This window comes from Brevundimonas sp. UBA7506 (genome assembly GCF_002479495.1).
Taxonomy (GTDB): domain Bacteria; phylum Pseudomonadota; class Alphaproteobacteria; order Caulobacterales; family Caulobacteraceae; genus Brevundimonas.
Genome location: NZ_DLNQ01000015.1, coordinates 137,476 through 163,086, shown reverse-complemented (window position 1 = coordinate 163,086; position 25,611 = coordinate 137,476). Strand labels below are relative to the sequence as shown.

Here is a 25,611-nt window from a genome sequence, read left to right as displayed (position 1 = left end):
GCGGTTTCATGCCTTCTGAAGCGGCAATTTGGCGAAAACCGGTTGCTTCGCGCCTGCGAAAGACCCAAATGCAGAACCGCTTTTCTCCCCAACGCCCTTACAAGGATATTTTCATCATGGGCTATCGCGTCGCCATCGTTGGCGCCACCGGCAATGTCGGCCGGGAAATGCTGAACATCATCGAGGAGCTGAACTTCCCGGTCGATAAAATGCATGCGATCGCCTCGCGAAAATCCAAGGGCGTCGAGGTGGCCTTCGGCGACAAGACGCTGAAGTGCGAGGACCTGGAGCAGTTCGACTTCTCGACCGTGGACGTCGTTCTGATGAGCGCCGGCGGCACGGTGTCCAAGGCCTGGTCGGAAAAGATCGGCAAGGCCGGTCCCATCGTCATCGACAACTCCTCGGCCTTCCGCATGGACGACGAGGTGCCGCTGATCGTGCCGGAAGTGAACCCCGACGCGGTCAAGCTGGCGCGCAAGAAGAACATCGTCGCCAACCCCAACTGCTCGACGGCCCAGCTGGTCGTGGCGCTCAAGCCTCTGCATGACGCGGCCAAGGCCAAGCGCGTCGTCGTCTCGACCTATCAATCCGTGTCGGGCGCCGGCAAGGAAGGCATGGACGAGCTGTGGAACCAGACCAAGGCCATCTACGGCCTGGGCGACGCCACGCCCAAAAAGTTCCCCAAGCAGATCGCCTTCAACGTCATCCCCTACATCGGCTCCTTCCGCGACGACGGCTACACCGACGAGGAAGCCAAGATGTGGGACGAGACCCACAAGATGATCGACCCCTCGATCAAGCTGACCGTGACCTGCGTCCGCGTGCCGGTCTTCGTCGGCCACTCCGAAGCCGTGACGGTCGAGTTCGATCGCCCGATCGAGCCGGACGAGGCCCGCGAAATCCTGCGCGAGGCCCCGGGCGTCCTGGTCATCGATAAGCTGGAGCACGACGGCTACATCACCCCCGTCGACGCCGCCGGCGAGCACGCCGTCTATGTCAGTCGCATCCGCAAGGACCCGACCGTCGAGAACGGCCTGTCGTTCTGGGTCGTGTCCGACAACCTGCGCAAGGGCGCGGCCCTGAACGCCGTCCAGATCGCCCAGTTGCTGGACGAGACCGGCGTCATCACCCCGTCCAGCGGCTATCGCAGCCTGACGGTCTAAGTGAAGGGGGCCTAACGCCCCGCGCGCGGCGCGGGGCTGCTTGAGGCCCGTTTCGTATCCTCTTGAAGCCTCCGCCGCGTTCGCGCGGCGGAGGCCGAAAGGTCCGCCCAGTGACCGCGTCCCCCTCTGCCAACTCGTCCGAAGCCCGCGCCGCCCTGATGGCGGGGGTGGGCTGCTATCTGCTGTGGGGTTTCATCCCTCTGGTCTTCCAGCAGATGGCGCATCAGGGCGCCGACGCCTGGGAGATCATGGGCCACCGCGCCGTCTGGGGCGTGCTGTGGGCGCTTTTGCTGGTGCTCATCGCCCGCCAGTGGACCCAGGTCCTCGCGGTCTTCCGTAAACCCAAGGTGCTGGGCTGGCTGGCCCTGTCGGCGGTGCTGATCGCCACCAACTGGACCACCTATGTCGTGGCGGTGAACAACGGGCGGACGCTGGACGCCTCGCTCGGCTATTATCTCAATCCCCTGCTCAACATGGCCGCCGGCGCCTGGCTGTTCCGGGAACGGATCGACCGCTTCGGCGCCGCCGCCATCGGCCTGGCCGCCGTCGGCGTGGTGCTGCAGACCCTGGCGCTTGGCCACGCGCCCTGGGTGTCCCTGCTGCTGGCCTTCAGCTTCGCGGCCTACGGCATCATCCGGAAACGCGTCTCGGTCGACGCCCAGACCGGGCTCTTCATGGAGTGCCTGCTGTTGGCCGCGCCAGGCCTGGCCTGGGTGATCTTCATAGAGGCGACGGGGCAGGGGCATTTCACCGCCTCGCCGGCCGCCACCTTCTGGCTGCTGTTCGCCGGTCCCGCGACCGTCATCCCGCTGGCCCTGTTCGCCTGGGCGGCGCGACGCATGCCCCTGTCCAGCATGGGCTTCCTGCAGTTCCTGGCCCCGACCATCGTATTCTTCATCGGCATGATCCAGGGCGAGGCCCTGGGCGCCCTGCGCATCGCCTCCTTCGCCTTCATCTGGCTGGGCGCGGCGGTCTTCGCCGTCGGCGCGGTGCTCAAGGTGCGTCGCGCCAGCCGCACCGCCGAGACCATTGTCGCGCCCGAACCCGGCCTGTTGGATGACCCGGCCGAGGACCGTATGGCGGCGTTGGACGACGAAGCGCGTCCTTCGCGTTGAGGTCCGAGGCGGTTCCGTCCTAGAAGAGGCGATGATCCGCGCCCGCTCCCTCGCCGTCCTCGCCATGACCTTCGTCCTGGCGACCGGCTCATCCGCCTGCGCTCAGAGCGTCGGCATGCAGGGCGGCGGCGACGAAGTCATCCGCACGGCGCGCAGCGAGGCGCCGGTCTCCAGCGCGCCGCCGGTCGTCGTGCCGACCACGGCCGAGACCTTCGACGCCGTCAGCAACACCCTGGACGCCGCCGCCGAGGCCTGGTCCTCGGGCGACGTCGAGGCGGTCATGGCCACCTATGTCCAGGACGAGCCGCTGCTGGTCTTCCTCGGCGACACCCCGGTGAAGGGACCCGACGCCGTCCGCGCCGCCCTTGAGGCCCGCGCCGCCCAGCCGGGCGGTCTGGGTCAGATGACCTATGAGTGGTTCGAGACCCTGCAGTTCGACGTCAACACCACCGTGGTTTCGGGCCGGGTGCTCATGCGCCGCGAAGGCAAGACCCATCGTGGCCTGTTCACCCGCGTGCTGCGCCGCACCGAGGACGGCTGGCGCATCGTCCACGACCAGCTGGCCTGGGGCGCGGAAGGCTGAACTTACAGCGCGGCGTAAAGCGCCTCGACCAGGCGCGTGGCGCGCGGATCGCCGATCAGGTGCGGCGACTGGCGCGTCATGACATAGGCGGCCGAAACCCCGGTCGCCTGATCCGCGAAGGCCATGGATCCGCCCCAGCCGCAATGGCCCACGGCCTCAGGATTGGGTCCGAAGACGTCCAGACCCGCGTTGCGGGTGAAGCCCGCCCCCCAGCTCATGACATAGGGCAGGACCTTGTCCTGGCCGTGGATGCGTTCACGCGTCGCCTGGGTCAGTGTGTCCTGCGACAGGACGGGCAGGTCGTCCAGGGCGCCGCCCGTGGCGATGATCGACATCATCCGCGCCAGATCCTTCGCCGTGGCGTGCAGGTTGGCCGAGGGAATTTCCGCCATGCGCCACTCGGTCGAACCGCGTCCGCCGGGCGCCGAGCCCCGGTCGAGGAAGGCGGCCTTCTTGATCGCGTCGATCGGGCCGAGGTCCGGCGCCGCCGCGGGTTTGCGCAGCTGGGCCACGCGGCCGTGCTCGCTCTCGGGCAGGCCAATCCACAGGTCCAGATCGAAGGGCCGGGCGAAGTCCTCGCGCAGGGCCGCGCCCATGCTGCGCCCGTCGACGATGCGGAACAGCTCGCCCGCCAGATAGCCGATGGTGATGGGGTGATAGCCCGAGGCCGTGCCCGGCTCCCAAAGGGGCGTCTGGGCCGCCAGCCTGTCCAGCACCGCCTGGCGGTCGAACCAGATCTCGGGCTCGACCCCGCCGTCGAAGCCCGGCAGGCCCGACTGGTGGCTCATCAGCTGGCCGACGGTCAACCGGTCCTTGCCCGCCGCCCCGAAAGCCGGCCAGTGGTCGGCGACGCGGTCTTCGTAGGACAGCAGGCCCTTGTCGACGCAGCGCGCGATCATCAGCGCCATGATCGCCTTGCCGGTCGAGAAGACCGGGACCAGGCTCTTGTCCGTGAAGGGCGGGCGCCCCGCCGTGTCGGCCGACCCGGCCCAGAGGTCCACGGCCACTTCGCCGTCGATGGTGACGGAGAAGCGCGCCGCCAGTTCGTTCAGCCCCTCGGGCGCATCGACGAAGTTCGCGGCGAAGGCGTCCTTCACCGCATTGAATCGGGCGGGGCAGAGGCCGTGGATTTCGGGCAAGTCGGTCATGACGGGGGTCTAGCGCGTCAGGCCGTCGCGGTCACGGCTTGCGCGCGGCGGCCGAGGCGTTGCGCGCCGCCTCGAACTCGTCGCCGGGCTTCCACGCGGGCCAGTCGCGCGAGTTGGCCAGGGCGGCGCCGACCTCATAGAGCAGTTGAACATCGGCCGCGGCGGCGTCCATCTTCCACTCCGGCGTCCATTCATCCGTGGGCTGATGATAGCGGTTGGCGACATAGTCGCGGCTGGCGGCGTTGTGGCCGGTGAAGCCCGCTGCGGCGAACAGGGCGGGCACGCCCCGGCGCGCCAGGGGGAAATGGTCCGAGCGATAGAAGGCCCCGGCCTGGGGCGCCGGATCGGGGATCAGGCGGCGCCCTTCGCGTCCGGCGAAGACGGCCAGCCGGTCATCCAGATCATTCTTGCCCGCGCCGATGACAACGATGTTGGGGTCGATCTCGGTGCCCGGCAGCAGGCTGTCCATGTTGATGTTGGCCACCGTCGTCTCCAGCGGCCAGACCGGGTTGGCGGCGTAGTATTCGGCCCCCAGCAGGCCTGTCTCTTCCGCCGCCCAGCTGACGAAGACGGTCGAGCGTTGGGGGCGCGGACCCTCGGCGAACAGGCGGGCCAGTTCCAGCACCGCCGCCACCCCGGTCGCGTTGTCGACGGCGCCGTTATAGATGTCGTCGCCGTTCTTGGGCGTGGCGCGGCCATAGGCGTCCCAGTGGGCGCCGAACATGACCGTCTCGTCCGGGTGGGTCGTACCCGGCAGGCGGGCCAGGACGTTGCGGGTCTGCACCCGGTCGGCCTTCTGGCCGAAGTCGATGGACATGGTGACGCCGTCCAGCGCCACGGGGCGGAAGTCGGGCGTGCGGGCCTGGGCTCTCAGCGCGGCGAAGTCGAGACCGGCGTCCTGGAACAGCTTTTCGGCCACCGCGCCCTGGATCCAGCCCTGGGCGGCGACGCGCTCCTTGTCCGGGTCGGCGCGGACGATGTCGAACTTGGGCGCGGTCGAGGAGTTCTGCAGCGTCGACCAGGGATAGCCCGCGCCCGGCGTGTCGTGGATGACCAGAACGCCCGCCGCTCCATGCGCCGCGGCGACCTGGAACTTGTAGGTCCAGCGGCCGTAGAAGGTCATGGCCTGACCGTCGAACTGGCCGGCGACGGGATGGCCTTCCGGGGCGCCGAAGTCGGGGTCGTTGACCAGGACCAGCATGATCTTGCCGGTCAGGTCGACGCCCTTGTAGTCGTCCCAACCGCGCTCGGGCGCGTCCACGCCATAGCCGACGAAGACCAGGGGCGCGTCCTTGAGCGCGATGTGGCTGACCGGCCTATCCGAGGAGACGATGACGTCGGTCGCCCGTTGCAGGGCGGTGGTCTGTCCCTTGGCCGTGACGCTGATGGTCGCCGGTCCGTCCTGACTGGTGCGGCTGACCTGAGCGACCTGAACCCATGACCCCTCGGGGCCTCCGGGCTCCAGCCCAAGCGCCTGGAACTGCTGCGTCAGCCATGCGATGGTCTGGTCCTCGCCGGGCGTGACCGGGGCGCGGCCCTCGAATTCGTCCGAGGCCAGAACCCGCGTCGCCTCGCTGAGCCGCAGGGGGTCGACACGGCCAAGCGGGGCCGTCTGGGCCAGAGCCGAGGTCGAGGTCATCAGGACGGCGATCAGGCCAAGAGCGGCGGCGGAACGGGACATTGACATGAAGCGCACTCGGTCAGCGAGAGAAGGCTGACACGCTGCCCCCTCGCGCCCCGCCTGTCGACCCCCGCCCTTGGTCGATCAGCGCGCCTCGAGCCAGTCCACCGCGCCCTGCGCCGCGACCACGCCGGACGCGAACGAGGCCTGCAGCAGATAGCCGCCGGTCGGCGCCTCCCAGTCCAGCATCTCGCCCGCCAGAAAGACGCCGGGGCGCGACTTGAGCATCAGGCGCTCGTCCACGGCGTCCAGCGTGACGCCCCCGGCCGAGGAGATGGCCCGGCTGAGGCCCTGCACCCCGGTCAGGGTCAGGGGCACGCCCTTGATGCGTTCGGCCAGGGCTTCGGGTTCAGTGGGCAAAAGCCCGGCCTCGCGCAGCAGGGCGAGGGCCAAAGGATCGAGGTGGGCGGCCTTCCTCAGCCAGTTGGACAGGCTGTCCTTGCCGCGCGGCCTCGACAGGCGTCGCGTCAGGGCCTCCTGCGACTGGTCGGGGCGCAGGTCGAGGGTCAGCGCGGCCGATCCGTCGCGCACGACGGCGTCGCGCAGGTCCGCCGACAGGGCGTAGATCGCTCCGCCCTCGACGCCATAGGCGGCGATCATGGCCTCGCCGCGCACCGCGCGCCCGGCGTGGCTCAGGGCGATCCCCTTCAGCGGCTGGCCGGCGAAGCGCTCGCGGAACAGGGGCGACCAGGCGAGGTCGAAGCCGACATTGGCGGGAAGGAAGGGGGCGACGGCGGCGCCGGCCTCTTCCAGAGCCGGAACCCAGGCGGCGTCGGAACCCAGCCTGGCCCAGCTGGCGCCGCCGAGGGCCAGAACCACGGCGTCGGGCCGTTCCAGCCGCTCGCCCTCGGGGGTGTCGAAGCTCAGCGCCCCGTCTGTCCAGCCGGTCCAGCGCGAGCGGGTGCGGACCTCGACGCCCAGCCCCTCCAGCCGCGCCAGCCAGGCGCGCAGCAGGGGCGAGGCCTTCATGGCCTTGGGGAAGACCCGGCCCGACGAACCGACAAAGGTCGCCTGCCCCAGACCCTCGGCCCAAGCGGTCAGGTCGGCGGGCGAGAAGGCGTCCAGCCAGCCGCTGATCCGCGCCCGCGCCGGGGCGTCATAGCGGTTCAGGAAGGGCTTCAGCGCCTCCGAATGGGTCAGGTTCAACCCGCCGCGTCCGGCCATCAGGAACTTGCGCGCCACCGAGGGCATCCGCTCATGCACCGTGACGCGCAGGCCCGCCTGGGCCAGACGCTCGGCCGCCATCAGCCCGGCGGGGCCGGCGCCGATCACGGCGACAGTCGGAGATGTGGAGGAAGGCGCGTCGGTCATCACGCCTTCCTAGACCGGAACGTCCGCGAACGGCATACGCTCTGTCCTCATGAGCGTCGCCTTCACCCGAGAAGAAGATCTGGAAGCCACGGCCGCCGACCTGGTGGACCGCCCGATCTCGCCCCATTCCAACCATGTGACGCCCGAGGGCTTGGCCCAGATCGAGGTCGAACTGGCCGCAGCCCGCGCGGCCTATTCAGGGGCGCAGGTCAAGGGCGCGATCGAGGCCGACCGCACCGCCATGGCCCGGGCCACGCGCGACCTGCGCTACTGGTCGGCGCGTCGGGCCTCGGCGCAGTTGCTGGAGACGTCGCCGGACGGGCGGGTGCGCTTTGGCGGCGCCGTCACCATTGAGCGCGAGGACGGCCGCACCCAGACGTGGCGCATCGTCGGCGAGGACGAGGCCGATCCGGCCAAGGGCTCGGTCAGCCACGTCTCGCCCCTGGCCCGCGCCCTGATGGGCAAGCGGGTCGGCGACGAGGCAAGCGTGGCGGGCCAGTCGGTCGAAATCGTCGCCGTCGATTGAAGGCGACGGCTTAGAAGCCGCCGGTCCCCTTCTCTTTCGCCACCGGCTGGAAGTCGCGCACGAAGCGTTCCAGCAGGCGCACGCTGAAGCCGGCCGACCCGGCGGGTTTGACGTCGCTGGCGCCGCCATAGGCCATGTTGGCGATGTCCAGATGCGCCCAGGGCGTCTCGGGGCGGGCGAAATAGCCGATGAAGTGAGCCCCCGTGCCCGCCCCCGCGCCGCCTTCGCCGGAGTTCTTGATGTCGGCGATGGTCGAGCTGGTGGCCCCGACATAGGAGGGGTGCAACGGCAGGCGCCACAGGCGCTCGCCGGTCGCGTCGCCTGCGACCCGAAGTTGGTCGGCTAGGGCGTCGTGACGGCTGAACAGACCCGCATAGTCATTGCCCAGGGCGCCGCCGACCGAGCCCGTCAGGGTGGCCACGTCCACGATGGCGGCAGGGTTCAGACGGGTGTCAGCCCAGACCACGGCGTCGGCCAGCACCAGACGCCCCTCGGCGTCGGTCGAGATGACCTCGATGGTCTTGCCGTTCATGGCGGTCAGGACGTCGCCGGGCCGGATGGCGTTCCCGTCGGGCATGTTTTCGGCTAGGGCGGCGACGGCGGCCACATCGACCGGCGCGCCTGCCTTGGCCAGGGCCAGGACGGCGCCGACGACGCTGGCGGCGCCCGACATATCCATCTTCATATTGCCCATGTTGGCGCCCGGCTTGATCGAGATGCCGCCGGAATCGAAGGTGATGCCCTTGCCCAGCAGGGCGACGGGTCCGGCGTCGGGCGCGCCCTGCCCCTTGTAGCGCACCACCAGCAGGCGCGGCGGGCGCGCGGAGCCCTGGCCGACGCCGAGCAGCGAGCCCATGCCGAGGCGCTGCATGGCGGGCACGTCCAGCACCTCGATCTCCACGCCGGGCACGCCGGCGAAGGCGGCGCGGGCGCGCTCCACGAAGCTTTCGGGGTAGATGACGTTGGCGGGCTCGTTGGAGATGTCGCGGGTCCAGGCCATGGCCTCGACCAGAGCCGCGCCACGGCGGTAGGCGGCCTGAGCAGCAGCAGGGTCGGCGGTGATCAGCGTGATCCCGCCCGGCGCGGCCGCGTCGCGGCCGGTGGTGCGGTGCAGGTCGGACCGGTACTGGCCGAGGCCGAGGCCCGCAGCCAGTTCGGCGGCGCTGTCGGCGGACAAACCGGCCGTCAGGACGGTCATGGCGCCGGGCTGGGCCATCAGGGCGCGACCCGCGACGGTTCCGGCGGTCTGGACCTCGGCGGTCCTGGCGGCGGCGGGCAGGCCCACGACCAGGATGCGGTCCCAGCCTCCGACGCCGTGCAGGCTGAGCGTCTGACGGGCCTTGTAGTCGAAGCGGGCGGCGGTCAGGGCGGCGGCGATCGCCTGGCGCACGGCGGGCGTCAGGGCCGCGCCGCGCGTGGCGAGGTCACCCTCGGCGCCGAGCGGCAGAACCAGGGCGCCCGAGGGCTCGCCCGGGGCGGCGGCGAAGGTCACGGCGCGCTGCACGGCCGGGGCCGCGCGCGGCGTCAGGGCGGCCGGCGCTTCAACAGCGGCGGCGCGGCGCGATTGCGCCTCGGCGGGCATGGCGACAGTCAGGCTGACGGCCGCCAGAGCAGCAGCGGCGGCGAAGGTCGAAAAACTGGCAGTGCGGCGCATCGGTCGGAGCCCCCTCGGTGTCGATGAAGAGGCTCTTATGGCCAGGGTCGCTGGAGCGGCGCAAACCGTTCCGGCGAGGGAGCGGCTGTCCGCGACGCCGTGTCGCGGCGCGGACAAGGGCTCAGCAGGCGGCGCGGCGAGGCCGCAGCGTCGGCGCGGGCTTGGCGGCGAGCTGGGTCGCTGCAGACTTGCGGGCCTCCAGCAGGGCGCCGATCCAGCCCCACGCGGGTTCCTTATGAGTGCGGTACATCTCTTCCATCGGTCGTCCTCCTTTCGCGTGTTCAGAATATGAGGTTGACGGGCGATGTTCACAAACGAGAGAACAGGGTTCACGCATAAGGCTTGCTTATGATCGATATCCTGGCCCGCATTCCCGTCGACGCCCTGAGGGTGTTCGAAACCGCCGCGCGCCTGCTCAGCTTCACCCGGGCCGCCGAGGCTTTGGGCATGACGCAGGCGGCGGTCAGCTGGCGCATTCGCGATCTGGAGCAGAGGCTGGACCGGCCCCTGTTCGTGCGCGGCACGCGGCAGGTGTCGCTGACGCCGGAGGGGGAGCGACTGGCCACGGCGGCGATCGAGGCCATGACCCTGTTGCGTCGCGCCGTGGCCGATGTGGTCGAGGCCGATCAGGGCGTGCTGGCCATAACCACGCTTCAGACCCTGGCGACCCAGTGGCTGGCGACGCGGCTGGGGTCCTTCCAACTGGACAACCCCGATCTGGCCGTGCGGGTGGACACCAGCCCGACCCTGTCCATGCTGGGCGCCGACGGGCTGGACGTGGCCCTGCGCTTCGGTTCGGGCCAGTGGGCGGGGCTGGAGAGCCGCTTTCTGATGCCCGCCGTCTTCACCCCCCTGTGCAGCCCGGCCATGCGCAACCGGCTGGACCTGCAGACCCCCGCCGATCTGAAGCGGGCCCATCTGGTCGGCGAGCCGCGCGAATGGGCCGCCTGGTTCGCCGCCGCCGAGGTCTCGCCCGCCGACACGGCCCCGCCGCCGCGTCTGACGGCCGATAATCAGGCCATGGAGGTGGCGGCGGCCCTGGGCGATCAGGGCGTGGCCCTGGGCTCGCCCATCCTCTATGCGCGCGAGATCGAACGCGGCCTGCTGGTCCGGCCCTTCGAGCAGACGGTGGCCTTGGCCGAGGGCTACTGGATCTGCTACCCGCCCGCGCGCCGCCTGACCCCCAAGATCGCCCGCTTCCGCGACTGGCTGCTGGACACCGCCCGCGCCGACCCGGCGGTGGTCGCGGGCGCGCGACTGGCCGGACGCGAAGTCGGGCAGATCGGCGGATAGGTCCTCAGTCCGCCGGCATCCGCCCGTAGTTGACGGCGATGCGGCCGATCAGACCCTTGACGATCAGGTCGACGGGCGTGCCCTCGCGATAGTCGCCCTCGGCGACGAAGTTGACTCGGTCTTCCGAGATCAGGCGGTGGATCTTGTTGTGGTCGCGCGGAGTGTTGTCGGGATCATAGACGGCGATGGAGAAGCCGCCCTTGGTGTGCATCATCTTCATGGTCGGGACGTCGGTGTCGCCGTCGCCGAGGAAGATCATCCGGTCGAACGGAATCGGGCGTTCCTCGTCGGGGATGAAGCGGTTGATGCGCTCGTCGTCCCAGTGGTTGTGCACGCCCTTGTTGATGCGGAACAGGTACTGGGTCTTGGTGGTGTAGTTGACGCCGACGGCGGGCCAGACGGCGACCTCGTTTTCGTCATAGGCGTATTTCGAGGCGAAGACGTGGGTGAAGGCCTCGGCGATGGGGCAGCCCTGGATCATCTCCTCCAGCCCCGCCGAGATGATGTAGTGCTCGATCTCCAGACCGTACTGGGCACCGAATTCGTTCATCCGGTCGAACCAGCTGCGGTCCCGCAGACCCTCGAACAGGGCCACGTCGCGGCCGTGATCCTGCAGCGTCTGGCGTGTGACGGGATTGCCCTGTTCGCGCGCCGCGAGCAGCATCATCTGCATGTACATCAGGATGCCGTCGCCGTCGGAGGCGATGGTCCGGGGTCGGACGGTCTCGTTCCAGAACTGGGCCGGCGTCATCCCGATCGAGGGGATGAAGCTGACCTCCTGCATGTTGCCCCGCGCCAGGGTGCCGTCGAAATCATAGATGATGGCGGTCTTGAGCAGGGGGCGGGTCGTGTCGGCCATGGGGGCGTCCTAGAGGGCTTGGACAGGCCCTCTAGCACGACATGGACGAAACATCAGCCCAACAGCAGTTCCGGGGCCGCCGTCGGCGCTGTGGCCTCGACCGGCAGGTGCAGGATGAAGGCCGCGCCCTTGCCCGGCTCGGACTGGACCTCGGCCCAGCCACCGTGCAGCTCGACGAGGGCCTTGACCAGGGCCAGGGCCACGCCCGGCCCGCCGCGCTCACGCCGGACGAAGCGGTCGAAGACGTGGGCCTGCAGGTGATAGGGGATGCCGCGACCGGTGTCCTCGACGCGGATGCGGACCTCGCCCGATCCGACCTCGGCGCTCAGGGTCACGGCCCCGCCTTCGGAGACGGCGCGACAGGCGTTCTCCAGCAGGTGGTCGACGGCCTGGGCGATGCGACGGGCGTCGGCGCGGATCGGCTTGAGGCGGGGCGGGCAGGCGACGGTCAGGACGGCGCCGCGGCCCTCGACCTTGCCGTGTACCTTTTCGGCGCAGGCTTCCAGCAGGTCGCAGACGCGCATGTCGCCCAGCGCCAGCTCCATCTCCCCGGCGTCGATCTGGGCCATGTCCAGAACGTCGTCGATGGAGCGGGCCAGATGGCTGGCGGCGACGCGGATGGCCCCGGCGTGCTGGCGGCTGCGCTCAGGCAGGTCGCCCATGGCCTCCAGCAGTTCGGAATAGCCGACGATGGTGGTCAGCGGGGTGCGCAGCTCATAGGAGACGCTGCCGACGAACTCGCGTTTCAGCGCCTGGCTTTCGGCGAGCGCCGCTTCCTTGGCCGCCAGGGCCTGTTCCAGTTCACGCCGGGCGGTAACGTCGGAGAAGGCCACCAGGGTGGCGCCGTCGGGCAGCGGGCGGGTCTGCCAGGCCACCACCCGTCCGTCGTCGGTGCGCGCCTCGCCCGCGATCGGCACGCGGCTTTCGGGGTCCGGATCCGCCACCCGCGCCTTGAGCCCCAGCCACAGGGCGGCGTCGTCCAGCACAGGCCGACACAAGGCGGCCACGGCGTCGAACTCCCCGGCCTCGGCCAGCTTCTCGGCGGAAACGCCCCAGAAGATCTCGAAGGCGTCGTTGTGGAGCCTCAGCCGGCCGTCCGAACCGAAGACCGCCACCGCGTCGTTCAGCTTGTCCAGGGTGGCCGTCTGGACCTGGATCTGGGCGTTGTAGCGACTGCGCAGTTGCAGCTCGTCAGTGATATCCGAGAAGATCAGCAGGATGCCGCCCAGGGGGTGAGGCTGACGAACGACCCGCAGCGTCCGCCCATCGGGCAGAGACCAGCTGTCATCCGGCGCGGCCTGGGCGGCGCCGTAGAACTCCAGCTCCTGAGCCTTCCACCCCGCATAGTCGATGACCTCGGGCAGCTGGCGCTTCTGGCGCAGGCGGTCCAGCAGCTCGGCATGGGTCGGGCGCTCGTCCAGCCAGGCCGGGTCGATGTTGAACAGTTGCTGGAAGGCGGTGTTGTGGAAAGCCAGCCGCTTGGCCGGGCCAAAGATGGCCACGGCGTCGGCCAGGTGGTTCAGGGTCTCGTCATGGGCCTCGACGTGACGACGCAGGTTGTCGCGCGTTTCCTCGGCCTCGGTCATGTCTATCGCGAAGGCGATGACCGCGCCGCGCCCGCCCGCCAAAGGCTCGGCCAGGATGCGCCAGGCCTTGCGGCGACCGTCCGATGACACCCAGCGGAAGCCTTCCTGGCGCGCGTTCAGACGCGACGCCTCGGCCACCACGACATCGGCGCCTCGGTCGAAGCTGAGGCCGGCTTCGTGCGCCTCGGCCAGGGTTTCGGCCCGGACTTCCGTCAGCCAGGCCTTGTTGGCCCAGATCAGCTGCCCCGCCCCGTCGACCACCCAGGTCGGGGCGGGCGAGGCCTCGGCCAGGGCGCCCAGACCGGCGTCAGCCGCCGTCTCGGCCCCGCCCAGCTTCGACAGCCGCAGCCAGGCCGACCCGCCCAGAGCGCGGCCCTCGACCGCCCAGGCGCCATCGGCGGATTCCAGCAGGGTCTCGAACGGTTCGCCGCGCTGGACCAGCCCCTCCATGTGCCCCGTGTGGGTCTCCGTCAGTGCACGAACGATGACCTCAGCCGCCGCGACGCCCTGACGGCCTGGAGCGAGAACCGCCAGGGCTTCGGGGGCGCCGAACACCGACTGGGCCGCGCCCTCGGGCGTCAGGGCCAGCCGCACGTCGTCGAAGACGTTGAGGGCGCCCTCGCAGGCGGCGGCGTGGGCGCGCTCGCTCGCCAGCCAGACCTCGACCTCGGCCTCGCGCGCGCCCAGGCGCTTGCGCAGCCGCCAGGCCCAGGCGCTGATCGCCAGCGCCAGGCCCGCCGCGCCCGCAGTGGCCACATAGGCGATGTCGGCCTCGGCCATCCTGTCCCCGGAAAATTCGTCGAACGAAGCAGCAGCGCCCTCGAAGGCGCCGACCGATTCGCGTTTACCATACCCTGATTGCGCGATTTGCGATGCGGCGAGACGACGGATTGCAGCCTGCCCCGGCGCGAGCGATATCCGAACCATGACCCAGACCCCGAACCCGGCGTGGAACGATCAGTCCGCCCCCTCACTCGACGACTTCGCGCGCCTGGCCGAGGCCGCCTTCGCCGCACTGCCCGAAATGTTCCGCCAGGCGGCGGGCGAGGTGGTCATCCGAGTCGACGACTTCGCCGACGAAGACGCCTTGGCGGATCTTGAGATCGAGGACCCGTTCGAGCTGACCGGCCTCTATTCCGGGGTCCACATCGGCGAGCGCGACGCCATGGGTCCGGCGGCCGAACCATCGCGCATCTTTCTCTATCGCCGCCCCATCCTCGACGAATGGTGCGAGCGCGGCGACGTCGGCCTGGCCGAGATCATCGCCCACGTCCTGATCCACGAAATCGGCCATCACCTCGGCCTCGACGACGACCAGATCCACGCCATCGAGGACGAGGACTGAGGCCTAGTCGGCGATCCGCTCCAGGCGGGCGGCGAAGAAGCCGTCCACGCCGCCGCGTTCGGCCCATTGCGAGGGCAGGATGCGCAGCCAGCCTTCGGCCGTCAGGGCCTCGTCGGGGGCGCCGATCTCAGTCGGAACGGCGGCGACCGTGCGGAAGGCCGGGTTGCGGCGCAGGAAGGCGATGACCTGGGTCTCGCCCTCTTCGCGTTCCAGCGAGCAGACGCAATAGACCAGACGGCCGCCCGGCTTCACCTTCTCCGCCGCCACGTCCAGCAAGCGATGCTGCACGTCGGCCAGCTTGGCGACCTCGGCGGGGCGAGTGGCGCGCAGGACTTCCGGATTGCGGCGATAGGTGCCGGTAGCGGTGCAGGGCGCGTCCAGCAGGACGGCGTCGAAGGTGCGCGCATCCTCCCAGTCCTCGACCGGGACGGCCACGACCTCGACCGGCAGGCCGGTGCGGTCGAAGTTCTGACGCAGGCGCTTCAGGCGGGCGGGCGAGCGGTCCACGGCCACGACCTGGGCGCCGGCCGCAGCCAGTTGCAGGGTCTTGCCGCCGGGGGCGGCGCACATGTCCAGAACGGTCTCGCCGGGCTTGGCGCCCAGCAGGCGGGCGGGGACGGCGGCGGCGGCGTCCTGGACCCACCAGTCGCCGGCCTCGAAGCCGGGCCAGCCCGCCACGTCGCCGCGCTTGCCGGTGCGGACCGTCCCGCCGGGCAGGACCTCGCCCTCGACGTCCTGGGCCAGGGCGGCCAGATCGACCGAAGGCTTGGCGCTGAGGTCGGTGGCGGGCTCCTCCCGGGTAGCCAAAGCGAGCCCAATCAGATTGGCTTCGCCGTAGGTCGCCTTCCAGCGCGCCGCCAGCCAGTCGGGCAGGTTGGACTCGGCGGTTGTCAGGCCGGGGCCGTCGCGGTCGACGCCGCGCAGGACGGCGTTGACGAGGTTCTTGTAGGGCCGGGTCTTGGCGTCGCGCTCGGCCAGTTTCACGGCGGTCGAGACGGCGGCGAAGGCCGGCGTGCCCAACACCAGGGTCTGGGCCAGGGCGACGCGCAGGATGGTGCGCACCGGGGCCGGCGGCGCCTTCTGCAGGCGGCGATCCAGAATCTGGTCGATCTCGCCCAGACGGCGCAGGGCGGCCATGGCCACGGCGCGGGCGAATGCGCGGTCGGGACCGGCCAGGTCCTTGGCCGGGGACTGGCCGAGGGCCTCATCCAGACCCGTGCGCTTCTCCAGCGCGGCGTTCAGCAGGACGCCGGCGACGAGACGCGCCTCCACGCCGATGTCGGCGTGGGGGTCGTCGGCGACCACCTCGGGCTTGGCCTCACGGCGCGGACGCGACTTTTCAGCCATGCGACGACCGCGCGCGGCCGAACTTTTGCCCTTGGGCGTACCACCACTCATACGGAAACCTGCGTGCCCAGTTCGACCACGCGGCCGGGCGGAATATGGAAGAAGTCGGTCGGATTGGCGGCGTTGCGCATCAGGAAGATGAACAGCTTGTCCTGCCACAAGGGCATGCCCTGACGCGCCGACGGCACCACCGAGCGACGGCCCAGGAAGAAGCTGGTCGACATGATGTCGAACTTCAGACCCTGCTTGCGGCACAGGCCCAGGGCGCGCGGCACGTTTGGCGTCTCCATGAAGCCGTAGGTGATGGTCAGCCGTTTGAAGTCGTCGCTGATCGGCTCCATCGTCACCCGCTGGCTGTCGGCCACGCGGGGCCGGTCGGCGGTATGGACCGTCAGGATGACGTTCTTCTCGTGCAGCACCTTGTTGTGCTTGAGGTTGTGCATCAGGGCCACCGGCGCGACCTCGGGGTCCGAGGTCAGGAAGATGGCCGTGCCAGGCGCGCGATGCGGCGGCCGCGCCTTCAGCATCTCGATCAGGTCATGCAGGGGCAGGCTGTCCTTGCGGGTCTTCTCGGTCAGAATCTGGGTGCCGCGCACCCAGGTCCACATGATCAGCACCAGGCCGCCGCCCAGCACCAGAGGCATCCAGGCGCCGTCGGGGATCTTCAGCAGGTTGGAGGTCAGGAAAACGCCGTCGATGATGCCGAACGGCACAAGGGTGCCCAGCACCGCCCACATCGGCCACTTCCACTTCTTGGTCACCACCGACCATGACATCAGGGTGTTGACCAGCATGGTGCCGGTGACGGCCACGCCGTAGGCCGCCGTCAGATTGTGCGACGACTGGAAGGTCAGCAGCAGGAAGAGCACGCCGATCATCAGCAGGCTGTTGACCGCCGGGACGTAGATCTGGCCGGCCAGGGTCTCGGAGGTGTTGCGGATGTCGATGCGGGGCAGGAGACCCAGCTGGACCGCCTGTTGGGTCACCGAGAAGGCGCCGGTGATGACCGCCTGGCTGGCGATGACCGTGGCCGCCGTGGCCAGGATCAGCATGGGCCAGTAGATCATCTGCGGCACCATGTTCCAGAACGGGTTGTCCGCCGCGCCGGGGTTGTCCAGCAGGAAGGCGCCTTGGCCCAGATAGTTGAGCGTCAGGCAGGGCAGGACCACGAACAGCCAGCCCTGACGGATCGGCGCCTTGCCGAAGTGGCCCATGTCCGCATAGAGGGCCTCGGCCCCCGTCACGGCCAGGAAGACGCTGCCGAGGATGACGAAGCCGAGGAAGCCGTCCTTGAGCAGCAGCTCGACGCCATAGGTCGGCGACAGGGCGCGCAGGATCGAGATGTCGTCGAAGATGTGCGTCAGACCCAACACGCCCAGGCTGAGGAACCAGACGGCGGTGATGGGGCCGAAGAACCTGGCCAGGCCGGCCGTGCCGCGCGACTGGACCAGGAAGAGGGCGATCAGAATGCCCGCCGAGATCGGCAGGATGAAGGGATCCAGTTCGCCGTTCAGGCCGGGCGCGTCCTTCAGCCCCTCGACCGCCGACAGCACCGAGATGGCGGGCGTGATGACGCCGTCGCTGTAGAAGAGGGCCGCGCCGCAGACGCCGAGGATGAACAGCCAGGCGCTGCGCCGGCCGACCGCGTGCTGGGCCAGGGCCATCAGCGACAGAGTGCCGCCCTCGCCCTTGTTGTCGGCCCGCATCAGGAACATGACGTATTTGAACGTCACCACCACCATCAGGGCCCAGAAGGCCAGCGACACCACGCCGATGATGGCCAGCTCGCCGCCGACCCCCTTCTGGGCGTGGCCAATGGCCTCGCGCAGGGCGTAGATCGGGCTGGTGCCGATGTCGCCGAAGACCACGCCGATGGCGCCCAGGATCAGGGCGCGATGCGTCGCCTTGCCGTGTCCCTGCGGAGAGGGAGTCCCGGCGTTCGGTTGTTCGGAAGCGTTTGCGGCGGACGTTGTCGCGTCGCCGCGGGGCGTATCCCCAGCCATGCATGACCTCCGGGCCGCGCGGAGGGCGCGCCCATTAACAGCGGCGGGCCTTTAGACCCTTTCCGTCAGCGGTTCAATCGGGCCTCGGTTCCGCCCGCCGCGCCGCCGACAGAATGCGCCGGTCGGCCTTGGCCTGGACCAGAACTACGACGTTGTCTTCAGACGAGGAATCGCCCGGAAGGGCGAAAAGGACGGGGCGGCCGGTCCAGTCGCCCAGACGATGCACCTGGCGCACCACATTGACGTGGCGCACGGCCTGACCGCGATTGTCGCCCTGGCGCACCTCGACGGTCTGCAGGCCCGGCTGATAGACGACGGCCAGGATTTCGGCCCCGCCGCGCGGCGGGCGGCCCGAACCGACCCCGACCCGGTCGCCGGTCTCGCGGAATTCGATCTCGGGCGGATGCAGGCGCGCGGCGGCCTCGGCGTCGATGGCGGCCTGAAGTTCGGGCGAGCGGGCGCCCGACAGCTGACGCCGCCCATCGACCACCACCTGGGGCGTCGAGACGTTCCGCAGCTTCAAGGCCTGGCGATAGGCCTGCTGGCGGGCGGCGAACTCCGGCTTGGCGAAGGTGTCGGACCAGCCCAGATAGTCCCAGTAGCCGACGCCGTAGGTCAGGGCGATGACTCCCGGCGCGTTCGCCACCGCCTCCAGAGTGCGGTTGGCCTCGGGACAGCCGGAACAGCCCTGGGCCGTGAACAACTCGACCACCACCGGCTGGACCGCGGCGTCGCGTTCGCGCGGCGGCGCGGCGGCGGCGGTCAACAGGCAGAGGCCTGCCGCCGCCATCACCCCGATCCTGATCAAGCCCTTTGCCGTCATCCGACGATCCTAGCCGCTCGGCCCGTCCGCGCCGCTCATAAAACCGTGAAGGGTGAAACCTCACAGACTTCCTTGGCCTATCGCGCTTCGCGTTGCTTGAGGCCGCGTGTCATCCCGGCCGTAGAGCCGGGACCGCCCAGGACGCCGACGTCCGCGCCTTGGGCGATCCCGGATAGCGGCGAAGCCGCTTCCGGGATGACGCCGAGGGTCAGTCCATCAGTTGCTGGGCCAGATAGACGTAATGCCTTGCCCAACGGCGGGCGTTGGCGACCGGATCGGCGTCGTTGGAGTGACCGCCCGCCGTGTCCTCGTAATAGAGGTGGTCGTGGCCCTGGTCGCCCAAGCGCGCCGCGAACTTGCGGGCGTGGCCGGGGTGGACCCGGTCGTCGCGCGTATTGGTGGTGATGTAGACGCGCGGGTATTTCACCTCGGGCCGCAGCTGCTGATAGGCCGAGTAGCGGGCGATGAACTCGGCGTCGCCGGGGATGCGCGGGTCGCCGTATTCACCGATCCACGAGGCGCCGGCGGGCAGGTCCTGATAGCGCAGCATGTCGATCAGCGGGCTTTCGATCACCGCCGCGTTGAACAGCTCCGGGTGCTGGGTGATCGACACCGAGGTCAGGACTCCGCCGTTGGAGCGGCCATAGATGCCAAGGTGACGCGGGCCGGTGATCTTGCGCTGCTCCAGATCGCGGGCCACGGCGGCGAAGTCGTCAAAGGCGCGCTGGCGGTTTTCACGCAGGGCCGCCTGGTGCCAACCGGGGCCGAACTCGCCGCCGCCTCGGATGTTGGCCTGAACGAAGACGCCGCCGTTCTCGAGCCACAGCTTGCCCATCTCCGGCTTGTAGGCGGGCGGGAAGCTGGCCTGGAAGCCGCCGTAGCCGAACAGGATGGTCGGACCGGTCCCGTCCATCGCCAGGGTCTTCGGACGGGTGACGAAGTAGGGGATCTTCGTCCCATCGGTCGAGGTCGCCTCGAACTGCTCGACCACATGGGTGGAGGCGTCGAACTTGGCCGGGGCCGATTTCAGCTCGGTCAGGGCGGCGGTCGAGACGTCCGCCAGGCTGAGGGTCGGCGGGGTCAGGAAGCCCTGGGTCGAGACGAAGACCCCGCCCTTGGCCTTGGAGCTGTCGCCCAGACCCACGGCGCTGTTGGGGGGGACGGCGATGTCAGAGCGCGGCCAGCCCCATTCGCCCTTGTTCTCGAACACGGCCAGGCGACCCACAACATTGTCGTTGATGGCGACCACGACGTGATCATCCATCACGCTCACGCCGCTGACCGATTGGCGCGCGGACGGCGCGAAGATCACGGGCGCCGCGTTGGTGATGACGATCTCTCCGGGCGCCTGCGGATATAGGCAAGGCAGGCAGAAGGCCAGCAGCGATCCAGCCCTGAAGTCAGCCCCTTGGAAGCTCCAGTCCTGCTCGTTTGAGAAGACCAATCGGCCGCTGATGACCCCCTCGACAGAGACCCGTTCCGGCAGGTTCAACTTGACCGGCTTGCCCTCCACCATCTGCCAGATCTCAGAGCGGAAGGTGTCCAGCGGGCGGCTGAACAGCACGGCCTCGACCGCCCCGGCCTTGTCGCGGAAGACCATGGGCGAGACGCCATAGCCGCCGTCCGACTGCTGGCCGCGATAGACCTCGGCCGCATGGGCCAGGGGATGGCCGCGCTTCAGGGATTTGACGATGAAGGGATAGCCCGACTCGGTCATCGTGCCCGGGCCGAAGTCGGTGGCGATCAGCAGGGTGTCGCGGTCCAGCCAGGTCAGGCGGTGCTTGCCCTCGGGGATGACGAAGCCGCCATCCACAAAAGTCTTGGTGGTCAGGTCGAACTCGCGGACCGTCACGGCGTCCTTGCCGCCGTCCGACAGGTTGATCAGGCAGCGGGTCTCGTCGGGGGCCAGGCAGTTGGCGCCCTTGAACACCCAGTCGCGGCCTTCGGCCTTGGCCAGGGCGTCGATGTCCAGCAGGGTCTCCCACTGCGGCTGGTTGCTGCGATAGCTGTCCAGGGTCGTGCGGCGCCAGACGCCCTTGGGATTGGCGGCGTCCTGCCAGAAATTGCCCAGGCCTTCGCCCAGGAAGCTGACGCCGGGAATGCGGTCGGTCGCCGTCAGGATGGCCTCGGCCTGCTGACGGAAGGGTTCGTAGCGGCGGTCGCCGGTCAGGGCCGACAGCGCCTTCTCGTTCGAGGCGGCGACGAAGGCGCGGGCCTCGGCCCCGTCCACCTCTTCCAGCGCCAGATGATCGTCGGCGGCCTTGACCCCCTCGGGCGACAGATCGCGCGGGAAGTGCGGGGGCGGATTGGTCGCAGAGGCGGCGGCGGGATCGACCGGCGCGCTCTCGGCCAAGGCCGGACCGGCGGCGAGGATCAGCACCGGCAGGGCGGCGGACAGGAACAGGGACTTCATGGTTTTCTCCGCTCATCCCCGCGCAAGCGGGGACCCAGTGCTTTGGCCTGATAAGCCGCCGTAGGAATTTTCGCTCATGACCCAGGTTCGAGCGCGAGGCTCAAACCTGGGTCCCCGCTTCCGCGGGGATGAGCGGGCAGGGGGGTTACCGCTGCGCCGGTTCGTCCATCAGGCGGCGCGTCAGATAGGTGTATTCCAGCGCGATGCGGCGAGCCGTTTCGCGCAGGTTGGCGCCGGCCGCGTGGCCGCCGTCGGTGTTTTCATAGAAGAGGACCGGGTAGCCCAGCTCCTCCATCCGCGCCGCCGCCTTGCGCGCGTGGCCGGGGTGGACGCGGTCGTCCTTGGTCGAGGTGTGGATGAAGACCTCGGGATAGGGGTGGCCCGCCGCCAGACGCTGATAGGGCGAATATTCCTCGATCCAGGCGCGCTGTTCGGGGATGTCCGGGTTGCCGTATTCGCCGATCCACGAGGCGCCGGCCAGCAGCTTGTGGAAGCGCAGCATGTCGAACAGGGGCACCTGAATGACCGCCGCATTGATCAGGTCCGGGCGCTGGGTCAGCATGGCCCCCATGAACAGGCCGCCCTGTGAGCCGCCCATGATCCCCAGGTGCGGCTGAGAGGTGATCCCGCGCGTGATCAGGTCCTGGGCCACGGCCTGGAAGTCCTCGTGGGCGCGCTGACGGTTTTCCTGCTGGGCCGCCTGGTGCCATTTCGGACCGAACTCGCCGCCGCCGCGCGTATTGGCGATGACATAGACGCCGCCGCGCTCCAGCCACAGCTTGCCGACCGTCGGCGAATAGCCGGGCAGCAGCGACGACTGGAAGCCGCCATAGCCGTAGAGCAGGGTCGGGTTCGAGCCGTCCATGGCCATGGCGTCCTTATGGACGACGAAATAGGGGATCATCGTGCCGTCGGCCGAACGGGCCTCGAACTGATCCACCCGCATGCCCGTGGCGTCGAACTTGGCGGGCAGGGACTTGGTCAGGGCGACCGCGCCGGTCGCCGCGTCCGCCAGATAGAGGCTGGACGGGTTCAGATAGCCGGCGACGCTGACGAAGATCTTGTCGTCCTGCTCCGAAGCCGAGCCGACGCCGACGGTGACGTTTTGCGGCAGGTCCAGACGGGTGCGCGCCCATTCGCCGGACGGGTTCGGACGGTAGACATAGACCGAACCGCGCACGTTTTCATAAAGCGCCACGACCAGGGTGTTGCGGGTGGCGCTGATGCCCTCGATGGCCTCGCGCTCGCCGGGGCGAATGATCAGTTGCGCCGGGGTCTTGGGATCAGCCAGCCAGGCCTGCAGGTTCCAGGCGATGACGTCGCCGGTCTTGAATTCCTGCCCCGAGGGCGCGGTCCAGTCCTGATCCGTCGTCACCACCATCTGGCCGGCGACCAGGGCGTTGATATTGCCCTTGAGCGGCAGCTCCAGCTTCGTCGTCGAGCCGTCGGCGTTCAGGCGCCAGGTTTCGCTTTCATAGAAGTTGATCCCCCGGTTCAGCAGCACCGCCTGAACCACGCCGTCGGCGTCGCGCAGGGTGTAGCCCGAGACCGAGACGTCGGTCTTCTGGCCGGCGAAGACCTCGACCGCCTGATCGACGCTCTGGCCGCGCTTCATCAGACGCACGGTGCGCGGATAGCCCGAATCCGTCAGCGATCCCTCGCCGAAGTCGCGCGAGATCAGCAGGGTGTCCTTGTCGATCCAGCTGGCGCCGCCCTTGGATTCCGGCAGGCTGATGCCGCCCTCGACGAAGGTCTTCGTCACGCTGTCGAACTCGCGGATGGTGACCGCGTCCTTGCCGCCGTTCGACAGGGAGACCAGGCAGTAACGCTCTTCGGGCGGCAGGCAGCTGGCGCCCTTGTAGACCCAGTTGGCGCCCTCGGCGGCCGACAGGGCGTCGATGTCGAGGATGGTCTCCCAGGTCGGCGTCGCGGTGCGGTAGCTGTCCAGCGTCGTGCGACGCCAGATGCCGCGCACATGCGTCGCGTCCTGCCAGAAGTTGTCGATGTGGCCGTCGTGGGTGAAGCCGGGCGAGGGAATGCGGTCGCGCGACTGCACGATGTCCAGCGCCTGCTGGTGCAGGGCCTCGTAGCGCGGGTCGCCCTGCAGCGTGCCGAGGGAATGCTCATTGTGGGTCTTGACCCAGGCCATGGCGCGCTCGCCCTCGACCTCTTCCAGCCAGATGTAGGGATCGGTCGCGTCGCTGGTCGCGAAGCCCGGCGTGGAGGCGGCGGCGGGCGTGTCGGTCGAATGGGCCATGGCGACGGGAGCGGCTCCGGCGGCGAGAAGAAGGGCGGCGGCGGACGCCAGAGTGCGGATCATGTTTTCATTCCCCAACAGAAATCGGGCGGCACCTTGGCGAGACACGAGGACCGCGGCAAGCGGCGGAAATCTTACAAGCCTGTCATCTTTCGTCGCAGCGACGACGGAACGGGCGTCAATCGCCCTCATCCGGGATGCACAGGATCTGGCCGCAGGCCTTGCAGTGGACGGCGTCGGGATCGTGCTTCTGCAGACCGCACGTCGGGCAGGGGAACTTGACCTTGTGCGGCCGGATCAGGGTCTGGGCCAGGCGGATGAAGAGGGTGATGCCCACCAGCATGACGATGATCGAGATGACCCGGCCCCAGTTGCCCGGCAGGGTGATGTCGCCGAACCCCGTCGTCGTCAGGGTGGCGACGGTGAAATAGAGGGCGTCCAGATAGCCGTTGATGTGCTCGGCCCGCCCGCGGAAATAGGCGTAGACGAAACCGGTCACCACGAAGACGAAGGTCACCAGAGCGGCCAGGGCCCGGGTGATTTCCTCGACCCGCGTGTCGTCGAAGCGGCGGCCGATGGTGCGCCAGAACAGGTCGCTGTTCAGCAGGCTCCACAGCCGCAGCAGCCTCAGGAAGCCGAGGTTGGCCAGCCAGACCGGGAACAGCAGGGTCGCCAGCACGAACAGATCGACCCAGACGATCGGCCGTTTCAGCCAGTCGCGGATGTCGGAATAGGCATAGGCCCGCGCCGCCAGATCCAGCCCCAGAACGGCGGCGATCAGATAGTCCATCACATAGAAGACCCAGCCCGCCTCCTTGAGGATCGGCGTGGCCAGGAAGAAGGCGATGATGGCCAGGTCGATGACGATGACCATCAGGCGGAACTTCACCGCCGCCGGCTGGGAGCCGTGATAGAGGTAGCGCAGCCGCGCCCTCAGCCGCAGACCTTCGGATTTGCCGGTTTCGCTGTGCTCTGACGCCATCGTCGCCAGCGATACATGAACCGGCGAAAAATCCTATATGAAGGCGGACATGACCCAGGCTGCTCGCCCCTATATCCGCATGAACGGCGCCGGAAACGCCTTCATCGTCGTCCAGGCCTTCGAGGAAGGCTTCCACCCGACCGAGGAACAGGTGCGCGCCCTGGCGGACCCAGCGGCGGGTCTGGGCGGCTTCGACCAGTTGATCGGCGTCGAGCCCTCCGAGACCGCCGACGCCTTCATGCGCGTCTGGAACGCCGACGGCTCCATGGTCGAGACCTGCGGCAACGCCCTGCGCTGCGTCGGCTGGCTGCTGCTGGAAGCGACCGGCAAGGAGGAAGTGGTCATCGACACCCTCGGCGGGCCCACCACCGCGCGTCGGGCGGGGGATCATCTGGTGACCGTGGACATGGGTCAGCCCCGTCTCGACTGGTCCCAGGTGCCGATCGCCGAGGAGATGGACACGCGCGGCATCGAACTTCAGGTCGGGCCGATCGACGCTCCGGTCCTGCACACGCCGGGCGCGGTCTCGATGGGCAATCCCCACGTGGTCTTCTTCACCGATCAGCAGGACGACGCCTTCGTGCGCGGCTCGGGCTCCCTGGTCGAGCATCACCCGCTCTTCCCCGAGGGCGTCAATGTCGGCTTCGCCAAGGTCATAGACCACGATCATATCCGTCTGCGGGTGTGGGAGCGCGGGGCGGGTCTGACCCTGGCCTGCGGCACCGGCGCCTGCGCGGCCCTGGTGGCCACCGCCCGGCGCGGCCTGACCGCTCGCAAGGCGACCGTGATCGTCGACGGCGGCGAGCTGATCATCGACTGGGATGAAGCCACCGATCACGTCTTCATGACCGGCCCGGTCGAGATCGAGCGCACCGGGCTCTTGTCATAAAGCTCAGCAATCCGCCGCCTGACGTTGCGTCAACGGTTGTCCCCACCCGTCCCACGATCTAGGAACGAGAGGCGCCTGCCCTTCCCGAGATCGAAATGCCCGAATTGACCGACAAACAGACCTTCTCCGACGACGACGCCCTGGAGTTCCACAGCGCGCCGACCCCGGGCAAGATCTCCATGGCCCCGACCAAGCCGATGGCGACCCAGCGCGACCTGTCGCTGGCCTATTCGCCGGGCGTGGCCGTGCCGGTCCTGGCCATCGCCGAGGACGTGGACAAGGCCTACGACTATACGTCCAAGGGCAATATGGTCGCGGTCATTTCGAACGGCACCGCCATCCTGGGCCTGGGCAACCTCGGTCACATGGCCTCCAAGCCGGTGATGGAGGGCAAGTCGGTCCTGTTCAAACGCTTCGCCGACGTCGACAGCTTCGACGTCGAGGTGAAGACCACCGACCCCGACGAGTTCGTCACCGTGGTCAAGAACATCGGCGACACCTGGGGCGGCATCAACCTTGAGGACATCAAGTCCCCGGAATGCTTCGAGATCGAGGCCCAGCTGCAGGACCTGCTGGACATCCCGGTCTTCCACGACGACCAGCACGGCACGGCCATCATCTCGACCGCCGGCC

At 69.1% G+C, this 25,611-nt stretch carries 20 protein-coding genes and 1 pseudogene; 8 read left to right on the top strand and 13 right to left on the bottom strand.

What is annotated here, in order from left to right; translation table 11 throughout:
* Positions 1–116: 116 nt before the first annotated feature.
* The 3 genes from B3K53_RS13335 (at position 117) to B3K53_RS13325 (ending at position 2,861) form a co-directional block, all read left to right on the top strand.
* Positions 117–1,163 (top strand): aspartate-semialdehyde dehydrogenase, encoded by a 1,047-nt coding sequence (locus B3K53_RS13335; RefSeq protein WP_292084935.1) that lies wholly within the window; start codon positions 117–119, stop codon positions 1,161–1,163.
* A 110-nt stretch (positions 1,164–1,273) separates the two neighbouring features.
* The gene (gene rarD, locus B3K53_RS13330; protein ID WP_292084934.1) at positions 1,274–2,278 is read left to right on the top strand and encodes an EamA family transporter RarD; all 1,005 of its coding nucleotides are present in this window, start codon (positions 1,274–1,276) and stop codon (positions 2,276–2,278) included.
* Positions 2,279–2,309: 31 nt separating this feature from the next.
* The gene (locus tag B3K53_RS13325; protein ID WP_292084933.1) at positions 2,310–2,861 is read left to right on the top strand and encodes a YybH family protein; all 552 of its coding nucleotides are present in this window, start codon (positions 2,310–2,312) and stop codon (positions 2,859–2,861) included.
* Positions 2,862–2,863: 2 nt separating this feature from the next.
* Here the strand turns inward: B3K53_RS13325 and B3K53_RS13320 are convergent, their stop codons facing one another.
* From B3K53_RS13320 to B3K53_RS13310, 3 genes are all read right to left on the bottom strand, one after another.
* Positions 2,864–4,009: a serine hydrolase domain-containing protein gene (locus tag B3K53_RS13320; RefSeq protein ID WP_292084931.1), complete on the bottom strand. Its 1,146-nt coding sequence runs from the start codon at positions 4,007–4,009 to the stop codon at positions 2,864–2,866.
* A gap of 31 nt (positions 4,010–4,040) precedes the next feature.
* Positions 4,041–5,696 carry a M28 family peptidase gene (locus tag B3K53_RS13315; protein WP_292084930.1) on the bottom strand — a complete coding sequence of 552 codons (1,656 nt, stop codon included), beginning with the start codon at positions 5,694–5,696 and terminating at the stop codon, positions 4,041–4,043.
* Between the two features lie 78 nt (positions 5,697–5,774).
* Entirely contained in the window at positions 5,775–7,001 is a 1,227-nt protein-coding gene (locus B3K53_RS13310; RefSeq protein ID WP_292084929.1) for an NAD(P)/FAD-dependent oxidoreductase, read from the bottom strand.
* Between the two features lie 49 nt (positions 7,002–7,050).
* Between B3K53_RS13310 and greA the strand changes: the two genes are divergently transcribed.
* Positions 7,051–7,527, top strand: a complete 477-nt coding sequence (gene greA, locus B3K53_RS13305; protein ID WP_292084928.1) for a transcription elongation factor GreA — start codon at positions 7,051–7,053, stop codon at positions 7,525–7,527.
* Positions 7,528–7,537: 10 nt separating this feature from the next.
* Here the strand turns inward: greA and B3K53_RS13300 are convergent, their stop codons facing one another.
* Entirely contained in the window at positions 7,538–9,181 is a 1,644-nt protein-coding gene (locus B3K53_RS13300; RefSeq protein ID WP_292084927.1) for a leucyl aminopeptidase, read from the bottom strand.
* 121 nt (positions 9,182–9,302) lie between these two features.
* Entirely contained in the window at positions 9,303–9,440 is a 138-nt protein-coding gene (locus B3K53_RS13295) for a hypothetical protein (protein ID WP_292084926.1), read from the bottom strand.
* 89 nt (positions 9,441–9,529) lie between these two features.
* Between B3K53_RS13295 and B3K53_RS13290 the strand changes: the two genes are divergently transcribed.
* A complete protein-coding gene (locus B3K53_RS13290; RefSeq protein ID WP_292084925.1) occupies positions 9,530–10,474 on the top strand; it encodes a LysR substrate-binding domain-containing protein in 945 nt (314 codons plus the stop codon).
* Between the two features lie 4 nt (positions 10,475–10,478).
* Here the strand turns inward: B3K53_RS13290 and B3K53_RS13285 are convergent, their stop codons facing one another.
* Complete coding sequence (locus B3K53_RS13285) at positions 10,479–11,333, bottom strand: HAD family hydrolase (RefSeq protein WP_292084924.1); 855 nt, start codon at positions 11,331–11,333, stop codon at positions 10,479–10,481.
* 53 nt (positions 11,334–11,386) lie between these two features.
* Entirely contained in the window at positions 11,387–13,699 is a 2,313-nt protein-coding gene (locus tag B3K53_RS13280; protein ID WP_292084923.1) for a sensor histidine kinase, read from the bottom strand.
* 145 nt (positions 13,700–13,844) lie between these two features.
* On the opposite strand from B3K53_RS13280, the gene B3K53_RS13275 reads away from it, so the two are divergent.
* A complete protein-coding gene (locus B3K53_RS13275) occupies positions 13,845–14,264 on the top strand; it encodes a metallopeptidase family protein (RefSeq protein ID WP_292084921.1) in 420 nt (139 codons plus the stop codon).
* A 3-nt stretch (positions 14,265–14,267) separates the two neighbouring features.
* Here the strand turns inward: B3K53_RS13275 and B3K53_RS13270 are convergent, their stop codons facing one another.
* From B3K53_RS13270 to B3K53_RS13245, 6 genes are all read right to left on the bottom strand, one after another.
* The gene (locus B3K53_RS13270; RefSeq protein WP_292084920.1) at positions 14,268–15,611 is read right to left on the bottom strand and encodes an RsmB/NOP family class I SAM-dependent RNA methyltransferase; all 1,344 of its coding nucleotides are present in this window, start codon (positions 15,609–15,611) and stop codon (positions 14,268–14,270) included.
* Positions 15,612–15,658: 47 nt separating this feature from the next.
* Positions 15,659–17,614, bottom strand: a complete 1,956-nt coding sequence (locus tag B3K53_RS13265; RefSeq protein WP_292084919.1) for a potassium transporter Kup — start codon at positions 17,612–17,614, stop codon at positions 15,659–15,661.
* A gap of 73 nt (positions 17,615–17,687) precedes the next feature.
* Positions 17,688–18,404, bottom strand: coding sequence for a DUF1223 domain-containing protein (locus tag B3K53_RS13260; RefSeq protein ID WP_292084918.1), 717 nt, complete (start codon positions 18,402–18,404; stop codon positions 17,688–17,690).
* 241 nt (positions 18,405–18,645) lie between these two features.
* Positions 18,646–20,850, bottom strand: a complete 2,205-nt coding sequence (locus B3K53_RS13255) for a prolyl oligopeptidase family serine peptidase (RefSeq protein ID WP_292084917.1) — start codon at positions 20,848–20,850, stop codon at positions 18,646–18,648.
* 145 nt (positions 20,851–20,995) lie between these two features.
* A complete protein-coding gene (locus tag B3K53_RS13250) occupies positions 20,996–23,170 on the bottom strand; it encodes a prolyl oligopeptidase family serine peptidase (protein WP_292084915.1) in 2,175 nt (724 codons plus the stop codon).
* 115 nt (positions 23,171–23,285) lie between these two features.
* Complete coding sequence (locus tag B3K53_RS13245) at positions 23,286–24,089, bottom strand: potassium channel family protein (RefSeq protein WP_292084914.1); 804 nt, start codon at positions 24,087–24,089, stop codon at positions 23,286–23,288.
* Between the two features lie 49 nt (positions 24,090–24,138).
* On the opposite strand from B3K53_RS13245, the gene dapF reads away from it, so the two are divergent.
* Positions 24,139–24,978, top strand: coding sequence for a diaminopimelate epimerase (dapF, locus tag B3K53_RS13240; protein ID WP_292084913.1), 840 nt, complete (start codon positions 24,139–24,141; stop codon positions 24,976–24,978).
* A 95-nt stretch (positions 24,979–25,073) separates the two neighbouring features.
* Positions 25,074–25,611, top strand: a pseudogene (locus B3K53_RS13235) (NADP-dependent malic enzyme); the annotation flags it as partial.